A 24,508-nucleotide genomic window follows, 5' to 3' on the forward strand; every position below is an offset into this window, starting at 1 on the left:
GCGGGGGCCGGTACCTCTACGGAATGATCAGACCTTCAGGGCCTTGATCGCGGTCGGCGCGTGGCCGGGCTCCGTCGCGAGCTCCTCGAACTCGGTGACGTCGCTCATGTCGACCGTCTTGCTCATCGCGATGTTGGTGATGCGCTCCAGGATCGCCTCGACGACGACCGGGACCTGGAACTCGACGGCCATCTTCTTGGCCTGCTCCAGCGCCTCGCCCAGCTTGCTCGGGTCCTCGACGCGGATCGCCTTGACGCCCAGGCCCTCGGCGACCTTGACGTGGTCGACGCCGTAGACGCCGATCTCCGGGGTGTTGATGTTCTCGAACTCGAGGTTGACCTCGAAGTTGATCCCCAGGCCGCCCTGCGCCTGACGGATCAGACCCAGGTAGGCGTTGTTCACGAGGACGTGGACGTAGGGGACCTTGTGCTGGGCGGCGACCGCCAGCTCCTCGATCATGAACTGGAAGTCGTAGTCGCCGGAGAGCGCGACGACCGGGGTCTCCGGGTCCGCGGTGGCGGCACCGATGGCGGCCGGGATGGTCCAGCCGAGCGGGCCGGCCTGGCCGCAGTTGATCCAGTGGCGCGGCTTGTAGACGTGCAGGAACTGCGCGGCCGCGATCTGGGAGAGGCCGATGGTGGTGACGTAGCGCGTGTCCGGGCCGAAGGCCTTGTTCATCTCCTCGTAGACGCGCTGCGGCTTCATCGGGATGTTGTCGAAGTGCGTACGGCGCTGGAGGGTGGCCTTGCGCTCCTGCGCGGAGGCGGCCCAGGCGGAGAAGTCGGGCAGCTTGCCCGCGGCCTTCCACTCCTTGGCGATCGCGACGAAGAGCTCCAGGGCGGCCTTGGCGTCGGAGGCGATGCCGTAGTCCGGGGCGAAGATCTTGCCGAGCTGGGTGGGCTCGATGTCGACGTGGACGAACTTCCGGCCCTTGGTGTAGGCCTCCATGTTGTAACCGGTGTGGCGGTTGGCCCAGCGGTTGCCGATGCCGAGGACGAAGTCCGACTCCAGGAAGGTCGCGTTGCCGTAGCGGTGCGCGGTCTGGACGCCGACCATGCCGGCGGCCAGCTCGTGGTCGTCCGGGATGGTGCCCCAGCCCATCAGGGTGGAGATGACCGGGATGTTCGTCAGCTCGGCGAGCTCGACCAGCAGGTCGGAGGCGTCGGCGTTGATGATGCCGCCACCGGCGACGATCAGCGGCCGCTCGGACTCCAGGAGGAAGTTCAGGGCCTTCTCGGCCTGGGCGCGGGTCGCGGTCGGCTTGTAGACCGGCAGCGGCTCGTACGTCTCCGGGTCGAACTCGATCTCGGTCAGCTGGACGTCGATCGGCAGGTCGATGAGGACGGGGCCGGGGCGGCCGGAGCGCATCAGGTGGAAGGCCTGCTGGAAGACACCGGGGACCTGCGCGGCCTCCAGGACCGTGGTGGCGGCCTTGGTGACGGGCTTGGCGATCGTGGCGATGTCGACGGCCTGGAAGTCCTCCTTGTGGAGCTTCGAGACCGGGGCCTGGCCGGTGATGCACAGGATCGGGATCGAGTCCGCGATCGCGGAGTACAGGCCGGTGATCATGTCGGTTCCGGCGGGGCCGGAGGTACCGATGCAGACACCGATGTTGCCCGCCTTGGCGCGGGTGTAGCCCTCGGCCATGTGGGACGCGCCCTCGACGTGGCGGGCGAGGGTGTGGGCGATGCCGCCCACGTTCTTGAGCTCGCGGTAGAAGGGGTTGATCGCCGCGCCGGGCACGCCGAACGCGTTGGTGACGCCTTCGCGCTTGAGGATCTCAACGGCCGCTGCGGCGGCGGTCATACGAGGCATGGAGGGCTCCTGCTTCGGCCAGGCGGAAACGGGTGCGCCACCGACTCGTGGGCTCGTTTCCGTATTGCGGAAGTATTGTTCTACTATGTGGAAGCAATGTAGGTCGGGGGGTCGAGGGTCGTCAAGGGAGCGGGCTCGGACGTTGGCCGAACTCACTCCCCTTGCGTGGCGGATTGGTGGACGATGGGGGCGGGAAGACAGGGGGTTCGGCGTGGGGTTCGGTGTGGGTGACTCGGTTCCGGTGCGCTGCCCGGAATGCCTCCGTACGCAGCCGTACGCGGCACCGGTCTTCCCCTGCGCGTGCGGCACCCCGGTCGTGCCGCCGGTGATCGCCGGGGCGACGGGCGAGCCGGTCACGCACCGCAACTGGACGGACGAGTGGGTCACGGTCCGCTGCGCCGCCTGCGGCCGCGAGGACGAGTGGCCCCACCCGGAGCTCGGCTGCGCCTGCGGCACGGTCCTGCGCGTCCCGGTCCGCCCGCCGGACAGCGGTTCCGCGACGGGCGGGGGCGCGAGGACCGGGACGGGGACGGGGACGGGCCTGGGAACGGGCAAGGCGACGGGGACGGCGGCCGGTGGGGCCACGGGACGGAGCGCGGACGCCGAGGTGAGCTCCGGGCCGCGTGGCCGGGGCGCCGGCCCGGCCACGGACGCCGCGGTGGACGGACGGCCCGGGACGGACCACGGGACCGGCTCCGAGGCGCACGGCGCCACGGAATCGGCCCCCGGCGGCTGGTTCACGCCGAGGAGCGCACCAGGCGGTACGGGCGGTCCCGGCGGCACTGGCGGCGCTGGCGGCGCTGGCGGCTCGGACGGTGCCGGCGCCTCGGACGGTACGGGCGGCATGGGCCGCGCGGCCGGCGAGGACGGCGGCCTGGGAGGCAGCCCACACCCGCCGGCCGGGCCCTCCGAGAGCCGCGCCCACGCCACACCCGGAAACGGCGGGCACCGCACCTTCGCCGAGCGCTACCCCGCGCACGTCCCGCTGCCGCCCACCGCCCCGCACCCGGCCCCGCCGAGGCCGTCGTTCCGGCCCATGACCATCCGTACCGCACGGGACGCGGTCGCCACGTCCGCCGGGTATCTGCGCTGGCTGGGGTACCGGGACGTCGTCCAGCCCGAGGAGCGGACCGCGTCCGGCATCGACCTGCGGGCGCCAGGACTCGTCGCCCAGGTCGACCCGAGCACCCGCCCCGCCGCCCTGCGGGCCGTCGAATGCCTCTGGCTCAACGGCCTCAGCAGCTCGTCGGTGAGCGTGTTCTTCTCCCTCGCCGGCTACACCCCGGAGGCCCGGTCCCGCGCCGACGAGCTCGGCATACCGCTCTTCGTCCTCGACCTCACCGGCACGCCCCAGCCCGTCAACACCCCGGCCGACGAACTGATCACCACCGGCGCCTAGCCGCCGCCGGAGCGGACTGTCGGTGGGGCCCGCTACGGTCGCGGTCATGGGTAACCACTTCCAGACCGTCGTCGATCTCGACGCCACCGCCGCCGAGGCCCCCGTCCTCGCCCGGCGCGCCCTGGACTGGCTCGTCGCGGAAGGGATCGTCCGTGCCGAGCAGACCGACTGCGTCTTCGGCGCGCCCCTCGGGCATCCGCCCGGTCCGCACTGGGCCTCGGCCGTCGCCATCGAGGACTGGGAGCCGGGCGGCGGACTGCGGATCGAGGCCGGGCGCACGGTCTTCCACGGGGGCCAGGGCGAGGCCGAGTACGCGACGTGTCCGCACTGCGCCGCGCGCACCGCGTTCTACGGCGAGGAGTGGGACGAGGTGGAGGGCGCCTGGGAGCCCTTCGGCCGGGCCATGTCCACCTGGCACACCACGGGTTCGGCCACGGTCGACTGCGCCCACTGCGGACGGGCGGGCGAACTGACCGCCTGGGCCTGGGCCGACGACTACTACGCGTTCGGGCACCTCGGGTTCGAGTTCTGGGACTGGACCGAGTTCGCGCCCCGCTTTCTCGACGCCTTCGCCGCGGCGCTCGGCGGTCATCGTGTCGTCCGGGTGTGGGGAAAGCTCTGAATCGGGTCTCCGGCTCGAAAAAACCTCAGAATAACCTCAGATTTCGGCCATTCACGCGTGACGATCACCCTCCTCCGGGCACAACACTCTCGGGGGGTGAAGCGTCATGGGGGCGGACACGTGGTGGTTCATCGGCGCGTCCTGCGCGCAACTGCTGTGCGCGCTCGCCCTGTTGCGAACGCGCAGCCCGCAGCGGACCGAACTCCCCCCGCAGGCACTGGCGTTGCTCCGCGGCGGGCGGCAGGCCGCGGTCGTCGTGGCCCTTGTCGCGCTGCACCAGCGCGGCGCGGTCGCGGCCGGTCGCAAGGGAACGATTCGGGCCAACGGCGGCCCCGGCCGGACCCGTGACGCCGTCCAGCTGGGCGTGCACAGCTCGCTGCGCCGGGCCCTGGGGCTGCGCGTCCTGGCCTCTCAGCCCAGGGCACGGCGCGCGGTGGACGCGCTGCGGGCCGAGCTGGGCCGGGAGGGGCTGCTCCGCCCGCACGGACGCCTGACCGCCGCGCGCACGCTGCTCGTGACCACGGTGGCCACGGTGGTGGCGGGCCTGCTCGTCACCGGCCCGTCCGGCGCGGGACTCGCGCTCGCTCTGGCCCTCTCGGCCGTGCCGACCGGTGCGGCGCTCGCCCTGCTGTTCCTGCCGCCGACGACCCGCGCCGCCCGCCGGCTCCTCGCCGGGCTCCGTGAGCGGCACCCGTTGCCGACGCACCGGCGTGAGGTGACGGACGGCAATCTGGTGCTGCTGTACGTCGCCCTCTACGGTGACCCCGCGCTCGCCCTCTTCCTCCCCCGCTTCTCGCGCGACGGCGGACTCCTCGCCCGGGGTGGCGGTACCGACGGCTATGCGACCGGGCGCGGCTGGTTCGGCGGAGGGATCGGAGGCGGGTGGTTCGGCGGAGGCGGCGAATCGAGTGGCGGAGGCGGAGGCGGCTCGGACTGAGGGCGCGCCATACTCGTCGTATGCGCATCAGAGCGGCCGCACCGGCCGAACTCCCGCTGCTCCAGGACATCGAGCGGGCCGCGGGCGAACCCTTCCGTTCGCTCGGCATGGCGGTCATCGCCGACGACGAGCCCCTGCCGCTGGACGTCCTGGACGCCTACCGCCGGGCCGGTCGCGCCTGGGTGGCCGCCGACGAGGCCGACCGCCCGGTCGCGTACCTGCTGGCGGACACCGTCGACGGCGCCGCCCACATCGAGCAGGTCTCCGTGCACCCGGCCGCCGCCCGCCGGGGCGTCGGCCGCGCGCTCATCGACCACCTCGCGACGGAGGCGGCCGCGCAGGGCCTCACGGCGCTGACCCTGACGACCTTCACCGAGGTCCCGTGGAACGCCCCGTACTACGCCCGTCTCGGATTCCGCCCGCTCGCCGACTCCGATCCACAGCTCACCGCCGGCCTGCGCGCCATCCAGCGGGCGGAGGCCGCCCACGGTCTGGCGACCTGGCCCCGCGTCTGCATGCGCCGCGAGCTGGCAGGGGCGGGGGCGGCCCCCGCACCCCGCTCCGTCCCGCCGCCCGGGCGAGCGCCGGCCCCCGAGCGAGCGGAAGCCCCGGAGCGAGCACCGGCCCCGTAGCGCCTCTGCTGCGCAGAACCGGCGCGCCTCACCCGTACCGCTGTCGCAGCTCCACCTTCCGCACCTTTCCGCTCACCGTCATCGGGAACTCGGCGAGGATCTCCACCCGGCGCGGAATCTTGTAGTGGGCCAGCCGGTCGCGGCAGTACGCGGTGATGTCGTCCAGGCTCGGCGGGTCCGCCGGGTCGCGCGGGATCACGCAGGCGAGGATCTCCTCGCCGTAGCGGGGGTCGGGGACACCGACGACCTGGACGTCGGCGATCTTGTCGTACCCGTGGAGGAACTCCTCGATCTCGCGCGGATACACGTTCTCGCCGCCGCGGATGATCATGTCCTTGATGCGGCCGACGATCTGGACGTAACCGTCCTCGCGCATCACCGCGAGGTCGCCGGTGTGCATCCAGCGGCCCGCGTCGATCGCCTCGGCGGTCTTGTCCGGCTCGTTCCAGTACCCGAGCATCACGCTGTAGCCGCGGGTGCACAGCTCGCCGGCCACCCCGCGCTCCAAGGTGAGGCCGGTGGCCGCGTCGACGATCTTCACCTCGACGTGCGGCATGACCCGGCCGACCGTACCCGTCCGGCGTTCCAGGTCGTCGTCGCGGCGCGTCTGGGTGGAGACGGGCGAGGTCTCCGTCATGCCGTAGCAGATGGACACCTCCGCCATGTTCATCTCGGCGACGACCCGCTTCATCACCTCCACCGGGCAGGGCGAGCCCGCCATGATCCCCGTGCGCAGCGAGGAGAGGTCGTACGAGGCGAAGTCGGGGAGGCCCAGCTCGGCGATGAACATCGTCGGTACGCCGTACAGCGAGGTGCACCGCTCCTCCTGGACCGCGCGGAGCGTGGCCGCCGGATCGAAGGACGGCGCGGGGATCACCATGCAGGCGCCGTGCGAGGTCGCCGCGAGGTTGCCCATCACCATGCCGAAACAGTGGTAGAAGGGCACCGGGATGCAGATCCGGTCCTGTTCGGAGTAGGCGATCATCTCACCCACGAAGTAGCCGTTGTTGAGGATGCTGTGGTGGGAGAGCGTCGCCCCCTTGGGGAAGCCCGTCGTGCCCGAGGTGTACTGGATGTTGACGGGCTCGTCGCAGGAGAGCTCCGCGGGACGCAGCTCCCCCGGCGTACGGGAGAGCAGTTCGTCCCAGCTCGTGTCCCCGAAGTAGACGGCCTCCCGCAACTCCGGGCAGTTGTCGCCGACTTGCTCGACCATCGCCCGGTAGTCGCTCGTCCTGTGCGTGAGGGAGGCGAAGAGCAGCGAGATCCCCGCCTGCCGGAGCACGTACTCCAACTCGTGGGCGCGATAGGCCGGGTTGATGTTGACCATGACGGCGCCGATGCGGGCGGTGGCGTACTGGACGAGCACCCACTCGGCGCAGTTCACCGCCCAGATCCCCACCCGGTCCCCCTTGGCGACCCCGCTGCCGAGCAGCGCACCCGCCAACCGATCGACGTCCGCGCCGAACTGGGCGTAGGTCCAGCGGCGTCCGGTCGGGACGTCGACGAGCGCCTCGCGCTCCGGCCAGGTCGCGACGGCCCGGTCGAGGTTGGCTCCGACCGTGTCGCCGAGGAGCGGGGTGGGGCTCGCGCCGTGCGCGTAGGAGAGGCTCATGCGAGGTCCCCTTCCGCGTACTCCGTGCCCTCGCCCTTCGCCGTACGCTCGCGCAGCTCGATCCGGCGGATCTTCCCCGAGACCGTCTTCGGCAGCTCGGCGAACTCGATGCGCCGCAGCCGCTTGTACGGGGCGAGCACGGCGCGCGAGTGGGCGAACAGGGCCCGCGCCGTCTCCTCGCCGGGCTCCCAGCCCTCCGCGAGGACGACGTACGCCTTCGGCACGGCGAGCCGCAGCGGATCCGGGGCCGGGACGACCGCCGCCTCGGCCACCGCCTCGTGTTCCAGGAGCGCGCTCTCCAGCTCGAAGGGGCTGATCTTGTAGTCACTGGCCTTGAAGACGTCGTCGCTGCGGCCGATGTACGTGATGTAGCCCTCGGCGTCGCGGGAGCCGATGTCACCGGTGCGGTAGTAGCCGCCCGCCATCGCCTCGGCCGTGCGCTCCGGGTCGCCGTGGTAGCCCGTCATCAGGCCGACCGGGTCGCTGGACAGATCGAGGCAGATCTCGCCCTCCTCGACATCCGCCTTCCCGCTCGCCGGGTCGACGAGCGTGACCCGGTAGCCGGGGCTCGGGCGCCCCATGGAGCCCTCCTTCAGGCGCTGGCCCGGGCTGTTGGAGACCTGGACGGCGGTCTCCGTCTGCCCGAAGCCGTCGCGGATGGTGACGCCCCAGGCCCGGCGCACGGACTCGATGACCTCGGGGTTGAGCGGCTCGCCGGCCGCCACGACCTCGCGCGGCGGATGCTTCAGCTGCGTGAGATCGGCCTGGATGAGCATGCGCCAGACGGTCGGCGGGGCGCAGAAGCTGGTGACGCCGTGCCGCTCCATCTCGGCCATGAGGCGCGCCGGGTCGAAGCGCGTGTAGTTGTGGATGAAGACGGTCGCCTCGGCGTTCCACGGGGCGAAGAGGTTGGACCAGGCGTGCTTGGCCCAGCCGGGCGAGGAGATGTTGAGGTGCACGTCGCCCGGCTGGAGGCCGATCCAGTACATGGTGGCGAGATGGCCGATGGGGTACGAGGTGTGGGTGTGCTCGACCAGCTTGGGGCGGGCGGTCGTGCCGGAGGTGAAGTACAGCATCAGCGGGTCGTCGGCGCGGGTGACACCGTCGGGCTCGAAGCGGTCGGACGCCTCGTGCGCACCCTCGTAGGTGCCCACGGAGTCACCTTCGTACGAGATCCAGCCCGCGCGCTCGCCTCCGATGACGATCCGGGTGTACTCCCCCGGTACGTCGTCGAACTTGGCGGTGTCCTCGGCGCGCACGACGACGTGCCGGGCCCGGCCGCGCTCGACGCGGTCGCGGAGATCGGCGGGGCCGAGGAGCGGGGTGGCCGGGATGACGACGGCCCGCAGCTTCATCGCGGCGAGCGCGGTCTCCCACAACTCGGTCTGGTTGCCGAGCATGACGATGATCCGGTCTCCGGCCCGTACGCCTTGCGCGCGCAGCCAGTTGGCGGCCCGGTTGGAGCGGGCGGACATCTCGGCGAAGCTCAGCCGCGTCTCGGCGCCGTCCTCCTCGACGATGTGCAGGGCGGTCCTGTCGTTGCCGGCCGCGACGACGTCGAACCAGTCGAGGGCCCAGTTGAACCGGTCGGGGCGCGGCCAGGCGAAGCCTTCGTACGCCGTCTCGTAGTCCTCGCGGTGCTCCAGCAGGAAGTCGCGGGCGGCCCGGAACCTCTCCGTCGCGGTGGTAGCCGTCATATGTCCTCCTCGTTGCGGTTCCGGTCACGGACATCGTGTAATCAGTGACCCAGGTCTCACTACCCCCGTTCGGGGGTGAAGGAGTGGTCGCGTGCCTGAGCGGATCGAATCGGCGGAGCTGCGCGCGGCGCTGCTGCGGATGCGCCGCACCACCGGCCTCGCGGTCGTCTTCGGCGGTCTGCTGCACGACGGTCGCCGGCTGCGGATCGCGGAGCTGAACGGAGCGCTGACGCCTGCCCTGCGCGGCCTCGCCATCTCGGCGGGAAGCGGCCTGGGCGGGAAGTGCCTGGCGCTGTCACGGCCCTGCGCCGTCGTCGACTATCCGTCGGCGCGGCACATCACGCACGAGTACGACGGTCCGGTGTCGGCGGAGGGGCTCCGCTCGGTGATCGCGGTGCCCGTCGTCGTACGCCGGAAGGTGCGGGGGGTGCTGTACGGGGCGCTGCGGGACGCGCTGCCGCTGGGCGACCGCGTCTTCGATGCGGCGGTGTCGGCGGCCCGGGACGTGGAGCAGGCCCTGGCGGTACGGGACGAGGTGCGGGATCTGCTGACGGGCCCTGGGGCGGGGCTGGGGCTCGGGCCGGGCGCGGGGCTCGGGGTGGGGCCGGGGCTCGGGGTGGGGCGGGGGTCGGTGCGGGGGCTCGGGTCGGGGTCGGTGCGAGGGTCCGGGTCGGGGTCGGGGTCCGGGGCGGGGTCGGGGTCCGGGTCGGGGTCGGGGTCCGGGGCGGGGTCGGGGTCCGGGTCGGGGTCGGGGTCGGGGTCGGGCGAGGTGCCGTCGCCGTCGTGGGAGGAGGTCCGCCAGGCGCACGGCGAGCTGCGCGAACTGGCCCCCCGGATCACGGACCCGGAGCTGCGGGCCCGGCTCCTGGCGGTGTGCGGCCGTCTGGAGACGGCCTCGGCGGGGCCGGAGCGCCCGCCGGGCGTGTCGCTGACGCCGCGCGAGCTGGACGTCCTGGCGGCGGTGGCGTCGGGGGCGACGAACGCGGTGGCGGCGCTGAGACTGGGACTGCGCCCCGAGACGGTGAAGGGCTACCTGCGCTCGACGATGCGCAAGCTGGGAGCTCACACCCGCCTGGAGGCGGTGGTGGCGGCGAGGAGGGCGGGGCTGCTGCCGTAGGGAGCGCTGGGCGTGAGCGGCTGTCGCCGGGGGGGCGCTCTGCAGGACGGGCCGGTTACGCGTCCACGACACCGAACGCCACCCCGAACGGAACGCCACCCGCCCCCATCACCCCGGATCCGGCCAACCGCTCGGCCTCCTCCGTGAGGGCGGCGCGGTGGGCCTTGGTGGTACGGCCGAAGGGCTGGACGGTCATCGTCGTGCGCTCCTTGGTCTCCTCCAGGCGCCACAGTCCGGCGACGAGACCGTCGAGGAGGAAGACCGAGAAGGCCTGGTTCCCCTTCCACGTGCGGTTCCTGGCCTCGGCGGAGACGAAGCGGGTCCGGTCGGCGTGGGAGAGGAGAAGGTTGTCGTACTCGGGAAGGAAGCGCGGCGGGGCCGGCGTCTCCGCGTCGGGCCGCGGGGCGTCGGGGAGGTCGAAGAGTTCGACTCCGTGCTCGTCCTGGAAGGTGAGGAGCTGGGGGCGCAGCCGCTCGAAGGCGTCGCGGAGCCGGGTGAGGCCGCACCAGGTCTGCATGTCCTTGACGGAGGCGGGGCCGAAGGCGGAGAGGTAGCGGAGGACCGTCGCGTCGGGGGCGGGGGTCGGCTCGGCGGGGCGGCCGAGCCAGTTCTCGGCGGTGGTGAGACGGACCTGCCCGCTCCGGCGCCAGAGGCCGCGCGGGGTGACCTGGACGAGCGGCAGGAGGCAGCGGGCGGCGACCGAGAGCGACTGGGGGTCGGCGTCGGGCCAGTGGACGAGGAGGGCCTCGCGGATCTCCTTGGGGGTACGGGGCGCCTCCTCGACGAGCTCGCGGGAGAGGACGGCGAGGCGGTCGAGGTCGACGCCGTCGAGGCCCTTGCGGAACATGGTGAGCTCGCGGTCGCGGGCGGCCTGGACGAGGGGCCGCAGGGTGAGGATGTCGTCGTCGGTGTGGGTGTGGATGGTGGAGCGCATGGTGACGATCCGGGCGACCTCGCGGGACTCCATGAGGTCGGAGAGGTGCTCGGGCCGGAAGCCGACGAGCCGGGCGGCGAGGGCGTAGTACGGCGGCTTGGTGTTCTGCGCCTGTAGCCCGACGAGGTGGGAGACGGCGTCCTTGGCGGAGATCGCGGCAGGCTCCAGAAGGAGCTGGCGTGCCAGCGTGGCACGGCCCAGGGCGCGGGCGGAGAGGACCGGGTTCGTCGAGCTGGAGGCCATGGAAGCACGCTACCCGGACTTGCGGACAGTAACGGTCCGCAATGCGAAGCCGGCCTGCACGGGCTGCCACTGCCGCCGAGCTACGCCGATTCACCCCGTATATCCTGCCGGGGAGCCACTGGCCCCGATCATGCAGACGGAGATGGACCCCACGATGTCGGAGCGTCGCCCCCGCGCAGCCTGGCGCCGCCAGCCGGAACCGCCGGCGGCGCAACGCCCGGAGCCGCAGCCGTCCGGACCCGGTTCCGAGGCGGCGGACCGGCCGAGCGTGGTCCAGGCGACCCTGTACCGGGACGGACGCAAGGTGGCCTCCCCCGCGACGCTCGCGGACACGTTCCGGCAGCTGCGCGAGCACCCGGACGGCATGGCGTGGATCGGCCTGCACCGACCGACGGAGTCCGAACTGCACTCGCTGGCAGGCGAGTTCGACCTCCATGAGCTGGCGGTCGAGGACGCGCTGGAGGCCCACCAGCGCCCGAAGCTGGAACGGTACGGGGACACGCTCTTCGTGGTTCTGCGCGCCGCCCGCTACCTGGACGCCCAGGAGGAGGTCGACTTCGGCGAGCTGCACATCTTCGTGGGCCGGGACTTCGTGATCACGGTCCGCCACGGAGCGGCCCCGGACCTCTCGGCGGTCCGCCTCCGCATGGAGGAGGACCCGGACCTCCTGGCCCTGGGCCCGGAGGCAGTCCTGTACGCGATCCTGGACGCGGTCGTGGACGGCTACGCCCCGGTGGTGGCGGGCGTCCAGAACGACATCGACGAGATCGAGACCGAGGTCTTCGGCGGGGACCCGGCGGTCTCGCGCCGCATCTACGAACTCTCCCGGGAAATGGTCGAGTTCCAGCGCGCCACCCGCCCCCTGGTGGGGATGCTGCACGGCCTGATGGCGGGCTTCGCGAAGTACGGCACGGACGAGGAACTCCAGCGCTACCTCCGCGACGTGGCCGACCACGTCACCCACACCAGCGAACGCGTGGACGGCTTCCGCCAGGCCCTGACGGAGATCCTGACGGTGAACGCGACACTGGTGACACAGCAACAGAACGCGGAGATGCGGGCGTTGGCGGAGGCGGGCTTCGAACAGAACGAGGAGATCAAGAAGATCTCCTCGTGGGCAGCCATCCTCTTTGCACCCACCCTGGTCGGCACCATCTACGGGATGAACTTCGAGGACATGCCGGAACTGAAGTGGGCAGGCGGCTACCCCTTCGCAATCCTGCTGATGGCAGTGGTCTGCGTGAGCCTGTACGTCATCTTCAAGAAGCGCGACTGGCTGTAGACAGTCGGCAAGAGCCCCTGATCGAATTCGCTACAGCGAACGTCTCCGCGGGGTCAATCCGGGGCCCTGGGGAGAATCTGGGGAGAATGCGCAGTGCCAGGGAGCGAGCCGCGCCTCTCCCACCTGCTGCTCCACGCGTTCCGTGCGCTTCTGCTTGGGTCGGACAGCCGCTGTTTACCGTCACCGAGAGTGCTGGCGAGCACCACGCCAGCGCTTCCCTGGGAGCCGCCGAACGGCCCGCAGAGCATCCACCACACCGGCGTGCCCTGGACCAACTCCATCGGCTCCTGCGAGTGTCGAGTCACCCGTGGCGATTCTGCTCCCGTCGCCCTGGGCAGCGCGAAAACAAGCAACCGTTGAGGAAGCTCCTCAGCGACCGTCTCGGAGACTTCGTGCTGGTAAGCCATACGGCTGGCCAACGGGCCTGCAATGCTTCTCGGATGACCAGCAAGAGCAGGGGGCGTAGCAAGCGGGCCCAGGTCCCCGTGCCTGTGCAGCAAAGCGAACCGAACAGCGGACCTGGCGAGGCCTTGTGGGTGTCGACGCGTTCGGGAGCACGCGCCGGCCGTGGGTTCCACTACCAAGACGCTGTAGGGGCGTGGCTGTGCGGCCGCATTCTGTCCGGCGCCCTCGACTCCGATCGCATCGTCCCGGAGGGCCTGGAAGACCTCTCGTGTGATGGACCGACACCCTGGCACGTCCAGGTGAAGTCCCGCCAGGAACGGATCGGCGACTTCACCGCACCCGAGGTCGCCGAGCACCTCGTCGCCATGGCCCTGGCGCACGCGAAGCGTGTACAGGCTCGACTGGAGGGTCGGCCCCTTCTTGTCCTCGAGCGGCCGGTTGAAGGGGAATGGTTCACCCAGTGGGGCGACCCCTTGAGTGACCTACCGCGAGGCCACCGGTTGCTACAGGCATTCAACGCGAAGGCCTCGAAGGCCGGCCTGACCAAAGATGAAATCGACGCATGGTGCAATGCCGCCAGTCTCTACGTCTTGCCATGGCGTGCCGCCGCCGACGACACCCGCACCGCTGTAGCCCAACGGCTCGGGCTGCTGCCGGTAGCTGCGGAGGCAGTCGTGCTGGCCCTGCGCAGCGCCGTCGCAAGACGGGCCGATGCCAACGCTGAGACGACCCTGTCGGGAGCGGCAGGACTGAGTCGAACGAACATTGCAGGGATTGCGACCGAGGTCGCGGAAACCATCGACCGTGCATCGCTGGAGGAGGCACTGGCCACGGGCCTCTGCGAGCCTGTCGACTTCGACCGGCCGCTCCAGGCCGCCGGCTTCCACGAAGGCGTCAACGTGCAGCCCGGCCACATCACTGCCGGGCTTCCGGCCCCCAGGCCTGTCCTGACCGGGCGGGTGGCGGATGCGATCCATCGGGGGCAGAGCGTCCTCGTGACCGGCCCGTCGGGCATCGGCAAGTCCGCCGTGATGTGGACGGCTGCCTACGTGACCAGACACGTGCTCTGGTACCGCATCAGGCGGCTCCAGGCGGACGATGCGGTCCCGCTCGTAAGGCTTGCGAGGGCGTTGCAACCCACGACCCGCTCTCCGGTCGGATTCGTGGTGGACGGCATCGGTATCGGAGCGGCCGAGGCATGGGATGTCCTCTACCGCGAGCTCGCCCCGATCCCCGGTGTCCTGCTCCTCGGCTCGGTCCGGAGCGAGGACCTTCTGCCCCTCCGAAGCCGGGTCGACTGTACCCAGATCGAGGTCACCCTCGATGAGGAGGTCGCCGAGCAGATCCACGCCGGGTTGTCGGCCACCGGCACCACGGCTGCCGCGCATTGGCGGGAAGCGTACGACGCGGCAAACGGCCTGACCCTGGAATTCACGCATCTACTCACCCGCGGACGCAGGCTCTCGGATGTCCTGTCAGAGCAGGTCGAGCGGCGCGTGGCCGAAGGACGCCAGGCAGAGATCGAGATCCTGGCCAGGATCTCGATCGCCCACCAGTGGGGCGTCGATCTGCCCGTACGGGCACTTCAGCAACAGCTGGGCCTTGGAGACACGGACCTTCGCACGGCGTTGTCCCGCCTTGCCGATGAGCATCTCGTCCACGAACGGCGGGGACTCCTGTCCGGGCTGCACCAACTGCGCTCGGCGCATCTGGCCGACGCCGTACACGCGATTCCGCCGCCGATCTTGGACGAGACCGTACTCGCGGTGATGCGCATACTGACGGACTCACAGCTTCAGCCGTTCATCGCCGGCGTCCTCACCGAACACCCCGTGCTGGATCCCGTCGTACTGGACCAGCTCGCGGTCGAACTCGGCCAGCGCCCCTCCGTAAAGGCGACCACCGGCGTTCTGCAGGCTCTACGGCTGGTCGACGTCAACCGCACTGCGGCCGACTGGCTCCGGACCCTCGACCGACACCGGATCCCACCCGCGTTGCGCCGCACCACCCTTCAGTTCGCGCTCGTGGACGGGGACCTGCTGCCGCAGCTCAAACCCGAGATCGCCGCGGCCATCACCGAGATCCGAGCGGCGGATACCTCCGGTTCGCCGCTGCGCAACGCGCTCGTGGAACGGCTCGGCAAAGCAGCGATCTGCCTCCTCCTGTCCCAGTGCGAGGAGCCCGTCGAATCCCAGCGGTTGCTCGCCGTCCTTGCCGGGACTGGTCTGGATCTCGCGGGTGGGCCGAAGGTGCTCGCCGATTCGCCATTCGGCCAGCTACTCGCCAGCGCACCGGTCGATCTCCTCGGGGACATCCTCTCCACAGCCCGGACCGCATCGGTGCCCCTGGCCGAACAGCTCTTGCAACTCGCAGGCGGGGAGGAACGTGTGCTGGACACCCTCGTGGCCCGTTCACCGTGGGTCACTGAGGCGTCCATCGTCGATCGCGAAGGGAGCCGGGTCGCATACGCCCGTCTCCTCCACGTATCGGACCAGGCACGACCGGACGCCGAACAGGAGGTCAGGGAGCTCGGGCGGATGCTGCTGCGCTGCCTTCCACAGTGCGAGAGTGCCGACATCCAAAATCTGCTACCCGGTGGGCTGCCCCTGACCATTGGTGACTTCACCAGCGGGGTCAGCCTTCTGAAGCGGCAATACGACAGATCGCCCGCCACGGTGGCGTGGACTCGCACCCGCACACTGATCGGCGCAACGGTGGCTGGCCATACCGACTGGACCACCCGCACCGCAACCGCAGCCTCCTCACTCCCCGTGCTCCACCAATACCTGACGGATCTGACCCAAGCCTGGTGCGTCGGTCGCGGTCGACCCAAAGAGGTCGAAGGCCTACGCACGACGCAGGCAGCGCTACTGGACTGGGCCGCGTCACTGACGCTCCCCGTCGACACTTCGTTCCTGTCCACGCTCCCCGTCGGCGACGACGTTCCAGGAGGTGGAAGCGACCACCTGCAACACCTGGTGAACGGGATCGCCGAGAACCTCACGCGAAGGCTCGCCGACCCCAACGGGTATGCAGCGCTCGCCAGCTACGTCGGCGACAGCCTGCCAAGCCTCGCCATGCAGGTGCGGGATGAGGAGCGCTGGCACCTCATCGGCCAGGACCCTCCGGATGTCCTCGATCACCTCGTGAGGAACCTCGCAGACCTGCATGCCGTTCTGGCCGAACTCGCCTGGGGCACCCTCGGACACAAGGAGCTCAGGGCCGCGGCGCGATCAGGACCATCCGCGCAGGCACTCTCTCGGGCAGCAGACCTTGCCCGCCGAGCCGCCGGCGCACGAGCAGAGGCCCTGCCCCTGAAACTCCAGTCCAGCGCCAGGGCAGCAGGGATCCGCATCAGCGTGTACACCAGACCTGTCTCAGACGCGGACTCAACGGAGTGGCCTGCCGCGGAACTTGCGGTGGGTGTGGAGCTCGCCGAACTCACTCAGTGGCCGACGGCAGTGGAACAGCTGTGCTCGCTGCTGAAGCACGATCCCGGCTCCCAGGGCAGCCGCAGGGCCGTCCTGCTCGTTCCCTTTGTCGACGGCAAGCCAGTCAGGCTCATGGCGCAACAGCTTCAGACGGCCCTGTGGCCGGGGACCGGCCTCTTCGACGCTTGGAGCACCGAGCTTCCTGAAGGACACCCGACCCCACTCACCGACGCTGCCATCGACGCCCACCAGGCCCTCCAATGCCTCTCCGGGCTGGCTCACCTCGCGACGCTCAGGGACACAGACGCGAGGCACCAGAGCACCGCCGACGAGGCGATGGCGCAGTTCCAACAGGCACGCAGCGTGGTTGGTGGACTACGCCAGGGGGATCCGGTCATCGCTGCGATCCTCGACTTCCTCGACACCCTCGCTCGTCGGGTGGAGAGAGAGATCGCCGAGGGCCCTGCCTTCCAGGACTCTGGCGTGGCGAACCTCGCTAGCGCCATCGCCCAAGGGGCGACCGCGCATCCAACAGAGGACTACCTCCAGCTGGACGGCATGACGGCCATCACCCTGCAATGGGACCTCGACCCCGACCATGCGGCGCGTCTCCTCGCTGCGACCGACGGTTGAGGGCATCGGCGGGTCGAGGTGGTTCGTCACCCTTCGGTGAGAGCGGTAGTGCTCCGGTGCGACGAAACCAGGTCCTCAGGTACGTACTCGGGCACCGTGCCGAGTAGTGCGTCGATGGCCGCGCGGCCCTTGCCGCCGGCCTCCGGCATGAAGTGGGCGTAGTGGTCGAGGGTGATGGTCGGACTTGAGTGACCGAGCCACCGGGCGAGCGTCACGATGGACTCCCCCGCTTCGAGGAGGACCGAGGCGTACGTGTGCCGGAGCACGTGGAAGCCGTCCTTGCGTGAAGCCTTCCACCGCGCACCCTTCTCCCGTACGGGAATGATTCCGGCCGCGGCGAGGGCCGGCTTCCAGGCCTCGTCGTTGAAGATGTTGGCGCGGATGGCGTTGCCGTACGTCGTCGTGAGGACGAGCGGGAAGCTCTGCTTCTCCCGGTCGGGCTCCGGTCCGCCCCAGGGGAGCTCGACGTCGACCGCCGGATGGTCGGGGAAGTACGCGGCCAGTTCCGCAGCCACCGAGCGGGGCATGTCGACGATGCGCGTCTTGCCGCCCTTGGGCAGGGCGAAGTAGAGGCGCCCGGAGAGAAGTTGCACCTGTCTGCGCACTCGGATGACGCCGCGTTCGAAGTCGATGTCCTTCGGCGACAGCCCGAACACCTCTCCCTGGCGCAGCCCACACCCCAGCGCGACGACGACCGCGATCCGGTACCGAGGATTGATCACGTCCCGTACCCGCTGCGCCGTTGCCAGCGGCCACGCGTCACGATCCTCGTCTGGGGCCTTCGGCCAACGCACCGTCTTGGCCCGCATCGGGTTGCGGACGAGGCGCTTGTCGTCGATCGCGGTCTCGAAGATGTTCGATAGAGAGGTGAGGATCTGCCGGGCGTACCGTGGAGAGCATTCGCCTTCGAGCGTGGCTATGTAGCCGCGCAGGACGGTCGCCGACACGTCGCGCAGCGCCACCGCACCGAGGTGCGGAAGGATGTGGAGTCGTACACGCTCGTCAACTCGTTTGACCGTGCCCGGCGCGCCGCGAACGCCGGCGCGCCAGTGGCGCGTGACGAAGTCCGTCAAGGTGATGGAGCCGTCGCGCGGGTCGACGAACTCGCCCCGCTCGCTGTCGGTGCCGGACCGCCGGAGCCACCCCTTGGCGTCCTCCAGCACATCGAACGACATGTCCCGGACGCCCGGGATTCCAGCGACACGATACCGAGACCCCTTGCCGTAACGGGTCGTACGCTCACGCTTCCCTGTGACGGGATCCTTCTTCTTTTTGATCCAACGGTCTTCGATATAGCCAGCCAAAGAATTCCTCGGGGTAAGGGTTGGGCGTAGGGCGGGTGGTAAGGCCGGGTAGATCGGTCAGGCCGTGGCCGAGTACCCGGCACGGCGCTGCGGGGCGGCATTCACCGGATTTAGGGAAGTGTTACTACGGGAGTCCGCCTGCTCTTGTTCCCGGATCCACTCGTCAAGGGTTTCGATCCGGTACATCACGCGTCCGCTCCGCCCCATCCGAAAACTCGGCGGACCTTGGCGACGGTGCCGCCACACGTAAAGAGTGGCGGGCGACAGCCCCAGGTATTCGGCGGCTTCACGCACGTTCAGAAAACCCCTCCGCAGCGGCGACACGCGGGGAGACATGCGGACATTCGCCAGCAATTCACTGTCACAAGCAGCACTTCGCACGTATCGAAACCTTCGGGGCCTTCCGTCGACAGCCTGTGGCGACGGACATCGGGCATGACGAGTCCGCCCCCACTTGCTGTCAGGCAGGTGGAGCGGACTACTTCTATGGTCTGGAGAATCCCCGGTTTGGCTGACCGGGGATCGTCGGGTATAAGCCGGGGCGACGTCACCGCGCACCCCGCCGGACCTCTGCGTCGCGGGCTGGAGCAGGGCGAGTGGGGAGACACCGACGGCGGCAGCAATGGCGACGAGGTCATCCACGTCGCAGCGCCGGCGGGTGCGTTCGATGCGGGACAGGATGGTGTTGGTCATGGGGTGGCCGAGCTCGGTGACACGGGCGGCGAGCTCGCGCTGGGCGAACCCGCGCGAGGTGCGCAGGCGCTCGATGGCACCGGCGGTCCGTTCTCCGGCGGGACCGATTTCCGTAGCTCTTCGGGGCATGCGTCTGTTGTAGCTCGGGTTCCCGGGTTCACGTAATCGCGGAAGCCCAGACATGGGACTTTGGGGCTCGTTTCGCGGAGAACGAACTGATGATTCCCGCATAGGCAGCCATTGCGGAACTACGGCCCATCTCGGACCACAGAGGTGCGCACACCATCAGGGGCTCCGGACGGCGGAAACATAGATCGCCTCGTCTACCCCGGTCAATGGCTTTCGGGGTGCGATCTTCGCCGCTCTCCCTACGCCGTCGACTTTTTGGTCAACCGGGGATTCGCCCTTACTGTGAAGACGTTCGCGATCAGCGATGCGCTCTGACGCTTTTCGAGTGCGGATTCGCTGGACTTGCGCGGGCCGGGTGTGGCTGTCTTGGCCAAGCACCCCTGACAAAGGAATCGGCTCCCGGCGTTGCAGCGCCGAGAGCCGATGGGAGTCCCTTGTCCAAACCGCCCACTCCTGAACGGATCTGAGGAACGTCTATGCCCCACACTACGGCCGAAGCAGCCGTCCGCACACTCGCGCCCACCCCGGCATCGCCGTCCCAGCAGCAGGCGAAGGCGGGGCGATAGACATGGCACGCATCCGCACCATCAAGCCGGAAGCCTTCAGCTCCGAATCGCTGGCCGCCGTCAGCATCACCGCGGAGCGGACGTTCTTCGGTCTGCTCACCCAGGCCGACGACCACGGCCGGTTCCGTGACCAGTCCGCCGTCATCGCGGGCCTCTTGTGGTCCCTGCGCCCCGAACACGGCCCGATCGAGGTCGAGGACGACCTCACCCAGCTCGCCGGCAATGAACTCATCTGCCGGTACGAGGGCGAGGACGGAAAGCGGTACCTGCACATCGTGACCTTCTCCAAGCACCAGAAGGTCAACCGCCCCAGCGGTGTCCGACACCCGAACTGCCCCTACCACGACGGTGGCCGGGTGCCCCTGACTTCACCGCTGGCGCAGGGAGGGCTCCGTGAGGCGTCCGTGCACCATCAGGCACCCGCCCCGGAGCTCGCACGCACACCTCATGCCGCTTCAGCGAACCTTATATCCGCAGGTCAGGACGGGTTCACTGAACCCTCCGTGCAGCGTCAGGGAGAGGTGCGGGAGCCTGCGCCGAGCCCTCACGGTCCGGATCTAGGACCTAGGATCATGGATCTAGGATCTCCGTTGGGAGGCGCGAGCGCCCCCACCCCATCCCAGACCGTCACAGCCCAGCAAATGGTCGGCGAGTACGCCGCCGCATGCGGGAAACTTCCCCCGGAGAGCGTTCTGGGCCATGTCGGCCGGGAGATCAAGAAGCTGCTGCGCGAAGGCATCGCCCCCGAGCACGTCCGGGCCGGCGTCGAGCGCATGCGCGTCAAGAGCCTCCACCCGGGCCTGCTGCCCAGCCTGGTCAACGAGGCCATGAACCCGCCCCAGGCCACTGCTGGCGCCCGCAGAGCTCCACAGCCGTACACCAACCCCGTTGACGCCGAAGCCGCTTACGGAGGCCAGCTGTGACCGCCGCGACCCGCGAACCCCAGCGTGCTGGCACCCTGGCAGCCCGTCTCCAGGCCATTCTCGCTGCCAAGGGCATCGACCCCGACACCGCACCCGCCGGGCCCACGGTGGAGCCGGTGACCGCCCTGGAACTCGCCGACCGCCGCATCCCGCCCCGCTACCGCGAGGCACTCGCCACCCAACCCGAAGTCCTGGGCTGGGTGGAGGCGGTCACCCGCGCCGGGCGAAGCGGGCCGGCCGGTACCCGGGGCATCGCCTACGGTCCCTCGCTGCTGATCGCCGGAACCACCGGCATCGGCAAGACACATCAGGCCTACGGAGCCGTCCGCTCGCTGCTGGCCGCCGGAGTACGCCTGCGCTGGCAGGCAGTCACCTCCGCCGACCTCTACGCCCAGCTCCGGCCCCGGCCCAACCACGACCCCGAGCGGGAGATCCAAGAGCTCGGCCGGTGCCCGCTGCTGATCCTGGACGACCTCGGCGCGGCCAAGCAGTCCGAGTGGACCGAGGAGCTGACGTACCGGCTGATCAACCGCCGCTACACCGAGATGCTCCCGACCCTGATCACCACCAACCTGCCGATCGCGGAACTCCGCAACGCAGTCGGGGACCGCGTCGCCTCACGCCTGGCAGAGATGACCACCCGCGTCATCCTCACCGGCCCGGACCGCCGACGCACCCAGCCGTCGGGCTCCTGACCACCACGGTCCCCACCCGGGTCGGTCCCCGTCATCGTGGGGACCGAACCACTGACCCGAGCCGTTCGGGGGCCGTCCCCACAGTCCCGGTCCCGTCCCCATCACGGTCCCCAACCCGGTCCCGGTCCCCAAACTGACCCCGGTCCCGCCTGACAGCGCCCTCCCCCAGGAGGGGACCGACACAGTCGATCGGGGACCGTCCCCTGATTGCGCTGCGCGCGCCGGCCACCACGGGGACCGGTCCCCAACTCTGTTTCCGCAGGTCACCCCCGCCTGACGTCCCCCTACTCAGTGGGGACCGTCCCCACGGTCCCCACCATCCGGGACCACCCTGCGGCGGTTCGGGGACCGTCAGGTCACCACGTCGGGGACCGTCCACCCACGACTACGGGGACCGAGACGGGACCGGTCCCCCACACCCCTGCCGCCGGGGACCGAGCGCCTCCCCGAAACGGGGACCGTCCCCGCCCGGTCCCCGGACAGCACCGGCAGCGTCTCGCGTCACGAGCGAGCGGTCCCCAACCGGTCGACCCCGCCCAACAGCCCCTTCACACGACCAGCCTCTACCGCTTCAAGGACACGCATGCACAACCCACCGCACGATGGTCCCAGCCACGACGAGCACATGCCCTCGCTTCCAGCCTCAGGAGGAGCAAGTTGTACCCAGAGCATTGCTCCCGTCGGGAGCAATGCTCTGGGCGCCCCCGCCCCAGGGGTGGCGGGAGCAGACCGGCACCGGGGGGTGCCGGTCCTTCGGGACGCGGCCAAGGCCGGATCGCACCACGAATCGGAGGGACAACACACCTGCCACACACCCCGCTGCACGCACACCACCCCCACGACATCGCACGCGCGCCAGCGTGAACGCCTACTCGCCGAGAAGAAGCGCGTGCACCAGCCCAGCTGCCGCATGAACGACGACGAATTCCAGCTCCTCACCCACGCCGCGTCTGCCTGCCACATGAGCATCGCCGGCTTCCTCGCCCACGCCGCTCTGAAGGCCGCACGCGACCTCGAACACACCGAAGCCGAGATCGCCACCCATCGGGAGATGGCCAGAGAGCTGTTCGCGCTGCGCAGGGCCCTCGGCCAGATCGGAAACAACCTCAACCAGGTCGCCACCGTCCTGAACTCCGGCGCCGACGCCCCGCACGCCAAGGCGGTCCTCGACGCCGTCCAACGGACCGCCGAGCGCGTGGAGGATTTCACCCAGCGCTACTTGGAGACGGAGACTCCCGCCGGATGATCCCCCGCGTCCACAAGATGGGCACCCGCACCATCGGCCTGATCCGCTACCTCTTCGGCCCCGGCACCCACGAGGAACACACCGACCCGCACCTCGTGGCGGCCTGGGACAGCCTCGTCCCCGACCCCGGACGCAACCCGAAAGCCACTTACGCGGACCTGCAAAGGCTCCTCGACCAGCCCGTCGAAGCCCTGCCCACGTCACGGCGCCCCACCGAGCACGTGTGGCACCTGTCCGTACGGGCCGCGCCCGAGGACCCGGTCCTCAGCGACGAGCAGTGGGGCGACATCGCCCGCCGCATGGTTGCCGCCACCGGCATGGCCCCCGCGGGCGACACCGCCGCCTGTCGCTGGGCAGCCGTCCGCCACGCCGACGACCACGTCCACATCATCGCCACCACCGTCCGCGAGGACGGCCGCCGGCCCCGCCGCCACAACGAAGCCAAGCGCTCCCAGGCCGAAGCCCGTCTCGTCGAGGCCGACTACGGCCTGCGCCGCCTCAACACCGGTGACGGAACCGCAGCCCAGCGCCCCACCAGCGCCGAGCGTCACAAAGCCGCCCGCCACCAGCGGGAACGCACCCCGAGGGAGGAACTGCGCGAGAGCGTCCGACGCGCGGCGGCCGGTGCCCGGAGCGAGGAGGAGTTCTTCGGCCGCCTCACCCATGCCGGTGTCCTCGTAAAGCAGCGCGTGGCGCCGTCCGGGGACCTCCTCGGCTACACCGTGGCCCTGCCCGACGACCGAAACAAGCACGGTGAGCCCGTCTTCTACTCGGGGTCCAAGCTCGCCCCCGACCTCTCCTTGCCCCGCATCCGCGAACGCTGGACCCTGCCGGCAGAACCCTCCTCGGACGAGGTCATCTCACAGGAGCAGCCCGCCCTCCCGCCGGTGACCGGCCCGGCGTACGCCCGCCGCCGCGCGACCACGGCGACCTGGCAGGCGCTGCTGCTCATCGAGCACGGCGACGACGGCACGGCAGCAGCCCAGATCGCCGCTGCCGGCGAGGTCCTCGACGCGCTCGCCGGGACCTCCGCCGCCCACACCCACCGAGAACTCCGGGATGCAGCCTTCGCGTTCGAGCGGGCCTCGCGCTCCCACGTCCGCGCCGTACGCGGGCACGACCGCGCCCTGCGCCAGGCCGCGCACGACCTCACCCACAGCGGACCAGCCCTCGGCAGCGGAGAGGACGGCGCCACCACCGCCATGCTCATCGACACCGCGTTCTTCCTCGTCACCACGGCGGCGAACTGGCACGCCAAGAAGCACCACGCCCAGCAAGCCGAAGCCGCCCATCAAGCCGCCGAACACCTGCGCGCCGCCTACGAGATCGCGGCCGCCCATCCGATGTCCGTGCTCCACCAGCGGGGCCGCTCCCTGTCACTGCAGCGACGACAGGCAGCCGTACTACGCCAGGCGCTGCCCGAGATCGCCGAACAAGTTCTGGCCGAGCCGGGCTGGCCCGCCCTGGCGGCCACCCTCGCCGATACCCGGGCCGCAGGCCACAACCCGGACCGCCTCCTCGCAGAAGCCACGCGGCACCGGGAGCTGGACAGCGCCACCTCCGTCAGCGACGTCCTCGTCTGGCGTCTCCGCCGTCTCGCGCACCTGCCTGCCGATCCCGCAGCATCGCTCCCCCGGCGCGCGGCGACCACACAACCGGCTCCGAAGGTCGCGAACAACGCCTCCCGCCGCCGCTGACGCCCGGACGTGGCCGTCCCTACATAGCCGACGATCCCCGGTCAGCCAAACCGGGGTTTCTCCGGAGCATTGAAAACATCACCACCGGCCCCGTCCCGTAAGGAACCCCCGCATGCCCGAAACCGAACTGCGCATCGAAATCATCGCCCTGCTGTTGGACGCGGACTTCAAGCTCCGACCCGACACCAACACCTGGTCCCACAGTGACGGGCGCCCCTTCACACGGGCCGAACAGGTCACCGCCTTCCAGGCCACGCGCGCCGAACTCGAAGCCGTGGCAGCACTGAGCGCCCGCAACGCCGCGGCTGCCCTCGAGCAGGACACCGCCGTGGGGGCCCTCACCGAGCTCTTGTTCTCGTACTTCGCTCGGCACCCCGAAGCCCGCATGGTCATGGACGTACTCCCGCACATGACAGAGGAAGACCGCGCCGAGTACGAGCGCCTGTGCGCCATCGCCGCTCCGGATGGCGGCATATACCTCCCCTACGAAGACTGA

At 70.3% G+C, this 24,508-nt stretch carries 17 protein-coding genes and 2 pseudogenes; 12 read left to right on the forward strand and 7 right to left on the reverse strand.

Going from position 1 to position 24,508, the window contains the following annotated elements:
• Positions 1-27: 27 nt before the first annotated feature.
• A complete protein-coding gene (gcl, locus tag ACFY8U_RS05205; RefSeq protein WP_361443422.1) occupies positions 28-1,815 on the reverse strand; it encodes a glyoxylate carboligase in 1,788 nt (595 codons plus the stop codon).
• Between the two features lie 880 nt (positions 1,816-2,695).
• On the opposite strand from gcl, the pseudogene ACFY8U_RS05210 reads away from it, so the two are divergent.
• From ACFY8U_RS05210 to ACFY8U_RS05225, 4 genes and pseudogenes are all read left to right on the forward strand, one after another.
• A pseudogene (locus tag ACFY8U_RS05210) lies at positions 2,696-3,214 on the forward strand (hypothetical protein); the annotation flags it as partial.
• A gap of 46 nt (positions 3,215-3,260) precedes the next feature.
• Entirely contained in the window at positions 3,261-3,836 is a 576-nt protein-coding gene (locus ACFY8U_RS05215; protein ID WP_389565778.1) for a hypothetical protein, read from the forward strand.
• Between the two features lie 106 nt (positions 3,837-3,942).
• On the forward strand, positions 3,943-4,773 hold the full coding sequence (locus tag ACFY8U_RS05220) for a TIGR04222 domain-containing membrane protein (RefSeq protein ID WP_389565780.1): 831 nt from the start codon (positions 3,943-3,945) through the stop codon (positions 4,771-4,773).
• A 20-nt stretch (positions 4,774-4,793) separates the two neighbouring features.
• Positions 4,794-5,405 (forward strand): GNAT family N-acetyltransferase, encoded by a 612-nt coding sequence (locus ACFY8U_RS05225; RefSeq protein WP_389565783.1) that lies wholly within the window; start codon positions 4,794-4,796, stop codon positions 5,403-5,405.
• A gap of 28 nt (positions 5,406-5,433) precedes the next feature.
• Here ACFY8U_RS05225 and ACFY8U_RS05230 read toward each other — a convergent pair whose 3' ends face one another.
• Positions 5,434-7,017, reverse strand: a complete 1,584-nt coding sequence (locus ACFY8U_RS05230) for an AMP-binding protein (RefSeq protein WP_389565787.1) — start codon at positions 7,015-7,017, stop codon at positions 5,434-5,436.
• Positions 7,014-8,714 carry an AMP-binding protein gene (locus tag ACFY8U_RS05235; RefSeq protein WP_389565789.1) on the reverse strand — a complete coding sequence of 567 codons (1,701 nt, stop codon included), beginning with the start codon at positions 8,712-8,714 and terminating at the stop codon, positions 7,014-7,016. The genes ACFY8U_RS05230 and ACFY8U_RS05235 overlap by 4 nt, the downstream gene beginning before the upstream one ends.
• Before the next feature lie 91 nt (positions 8,715-8,805).
• Here ACFY8U_RS05235 and ACFY8U_RS05240 point away from each other — a divergent pair, with 91 nt between their 5' ends.
• Positions 8,806-9,831, forward strand: a complete 1,026-nt coding sequence (locus ACFY8U_RS05240; RefSeq protein ID WP_389565792.1) for a response regulator transcription factor — start codon at positions 8,806-8,808, stop codon at positions 9,829-9,831.
• A gap of 55 nt (positions 9,832-9,886) precedes the next feature.
• Here the strand turns inward: ACFY8U_RS05240 and ACFY8U_RS05245 are convergent, their stop codons facing one another.
• Positions 9,887-11,008 (reverse strand): winged helix DNA-binding domain-containing protein, encoded by a 1,122-nt coding sequence (locus ACFY8U_RS05245; protein WP_389565795.1) that lies wholly within the window; start codon positions 11,006-11,008, stop codon positions 9,887-9,889.
• Positions 11,009-11,162: 154 nt separating this feature from the next.
• Between ACFY8U_RS05245 and ACFY8U_RS05250 the strand changes: the two genes are divergently transcribed.
• A complete protein-coding gene (locus tag ACFY8U_RS05250; protein ID WP_389565798.1) occupies positions 11,163-12,290 on the forward strand; it encodes a magnesium and cobalt transport protein CorA in 1,128 nt (375 codons plus the stop codon).
• 440 nt (positions 12,291-12,730) lie between these two features.
• Positions 12,731-16,759, forward strand: a complete 4,029-nt coding sequence (locus ACFY8U_RS05255; protein ID WP_389565801.1) for a hypothetical protein — start codon at positions 12,731-12,733, stop codon at positions 16,757-16,759.
• 26 nt (positions 16,760-16,785) lie between these two features.
• On the opposite strand, the gene ACFY8U_RS05260 is transcribed toward ACFY8U_RS05255, so the two are convergent.
• The 3 genes and pseudogenes from ACFY8U_RS05260 to ACFY8U_RS05270 form a co-directional block, all read right to left on the reverse strand.
• Positions 16,786-18,063: a tyrosine-type recombinase/integrase gene (locus tag ACFY8U_RS05260; protein WP_389565804.1), complete on the reverse strand. Its 1,278-nt coding sequence runs from the start codon at positions 18,061-18,063 to the stop codon at positions 16,786-16,788.
• A 57-nt stretch (positions 18,064-18,120) separates the two neighbouring features.
• Positions 18,121-18,399 (reverse strand): helix-turn-helix transcriptional regulator, encoded by a 279-nt coding sequence (locus tag ACFY8U_RS05265; RefSeq protein ID WP_389566184.1) that lies wholly within the window; start codon positions 18,397-18,399, stop codon positions 18,121-18,123.
• A 249-nt stretch (positions 18,400-18,648) separates the two neighbouring features.
• Positions 18,649-18,885, reverse strand: a pseudogene (locus ACFY8U_RS05270) (helix-turn-helix domain-containing protein); the annotation flags it as partial.
• A gap of 568 nt (positions 18,886-19,453) precedes the next feature.
• Between ACFY8U_RS05270 and ACFY8U_RS05275 the strand changes: the two are divergent.
• The 5 genes from ACFY8U_RS05275 to ACFY8U_RS05295 all read left to right on the forward strand — a co-directional run bounded on the left by ACFY8U_RS05275 (position 19,454) and on the right by ACFY8U_RS05295 (position 24,508).
• The gene (locus ACFY8U_RS05275; protein ID WP_389565806.1) at positions 19,454-20,374 is read left to right on the forward strand and encodes a hypothetical protein; all 921 of its coding nucleotides are present in this window, start codon (positions 19,454-19,456) and stop codon (positions 20,372-20,374) included.
• A complete protein-coding gene (locus tag ACFY8U_RS05280) occupies positions 20,371-21,069 on the forward strand; it encodes an ATP-binding protein (protein WP_389565809.1) in 699 nt (232 codons plus the stop codon). Before ACFY8U_RS05275 ends, ACFY8U_RS05280 begins: the two co-directional genes overlap by 4 nt.
• An 889-nt stretch (positions 21,070-21,958) precedes the next feature.
• Positions 21,959-22,315, forward strand: a complete 357-nt coding sequence (locus ACFY8U_RS05285; protein WP_389565811.1) for a plasmid mobilization protein — start codon at positions 21,959-21,961, stop codon at positions 22,313-22,315.
• On the forward strand, positions 22,312-24,012 hold the full coding sequence (locus ACFY8U_RS05290; protein ID WP_389565814.1) for a relaxase/mobilization nuclease domain-containing protein: 1,701 nt from the start codon (positions 22,312-22,314) through the stop codon (positions 24,010-24,012). Before ACFY8U_RS05285 ends, ACFY8U_RS05290 begins: the two co-directional genes overlap by 4 nt.
• A gap of 112 nt (positions 24,013-24,124) precedes the next feature.
• Complete coding sequence (locus ACFY8U_RS05295) at positions 24,125-24,508, forward strand: hypothetical protein (protein ID WP_389565817.1); 384 nt, start codon at positions 24,125-24,127, stop codon at positions 24,506-24,508.

Source organism: Streptomyces sp. NPDC012508 (genome assembly GCF_042902595.1).
In the GTDB taxonomy this organism is placed as follows: Bacteria; Actinomycetota; Actinomycetes; order Streptomycetales; family Streptomycetaceae; genus Streptomyces.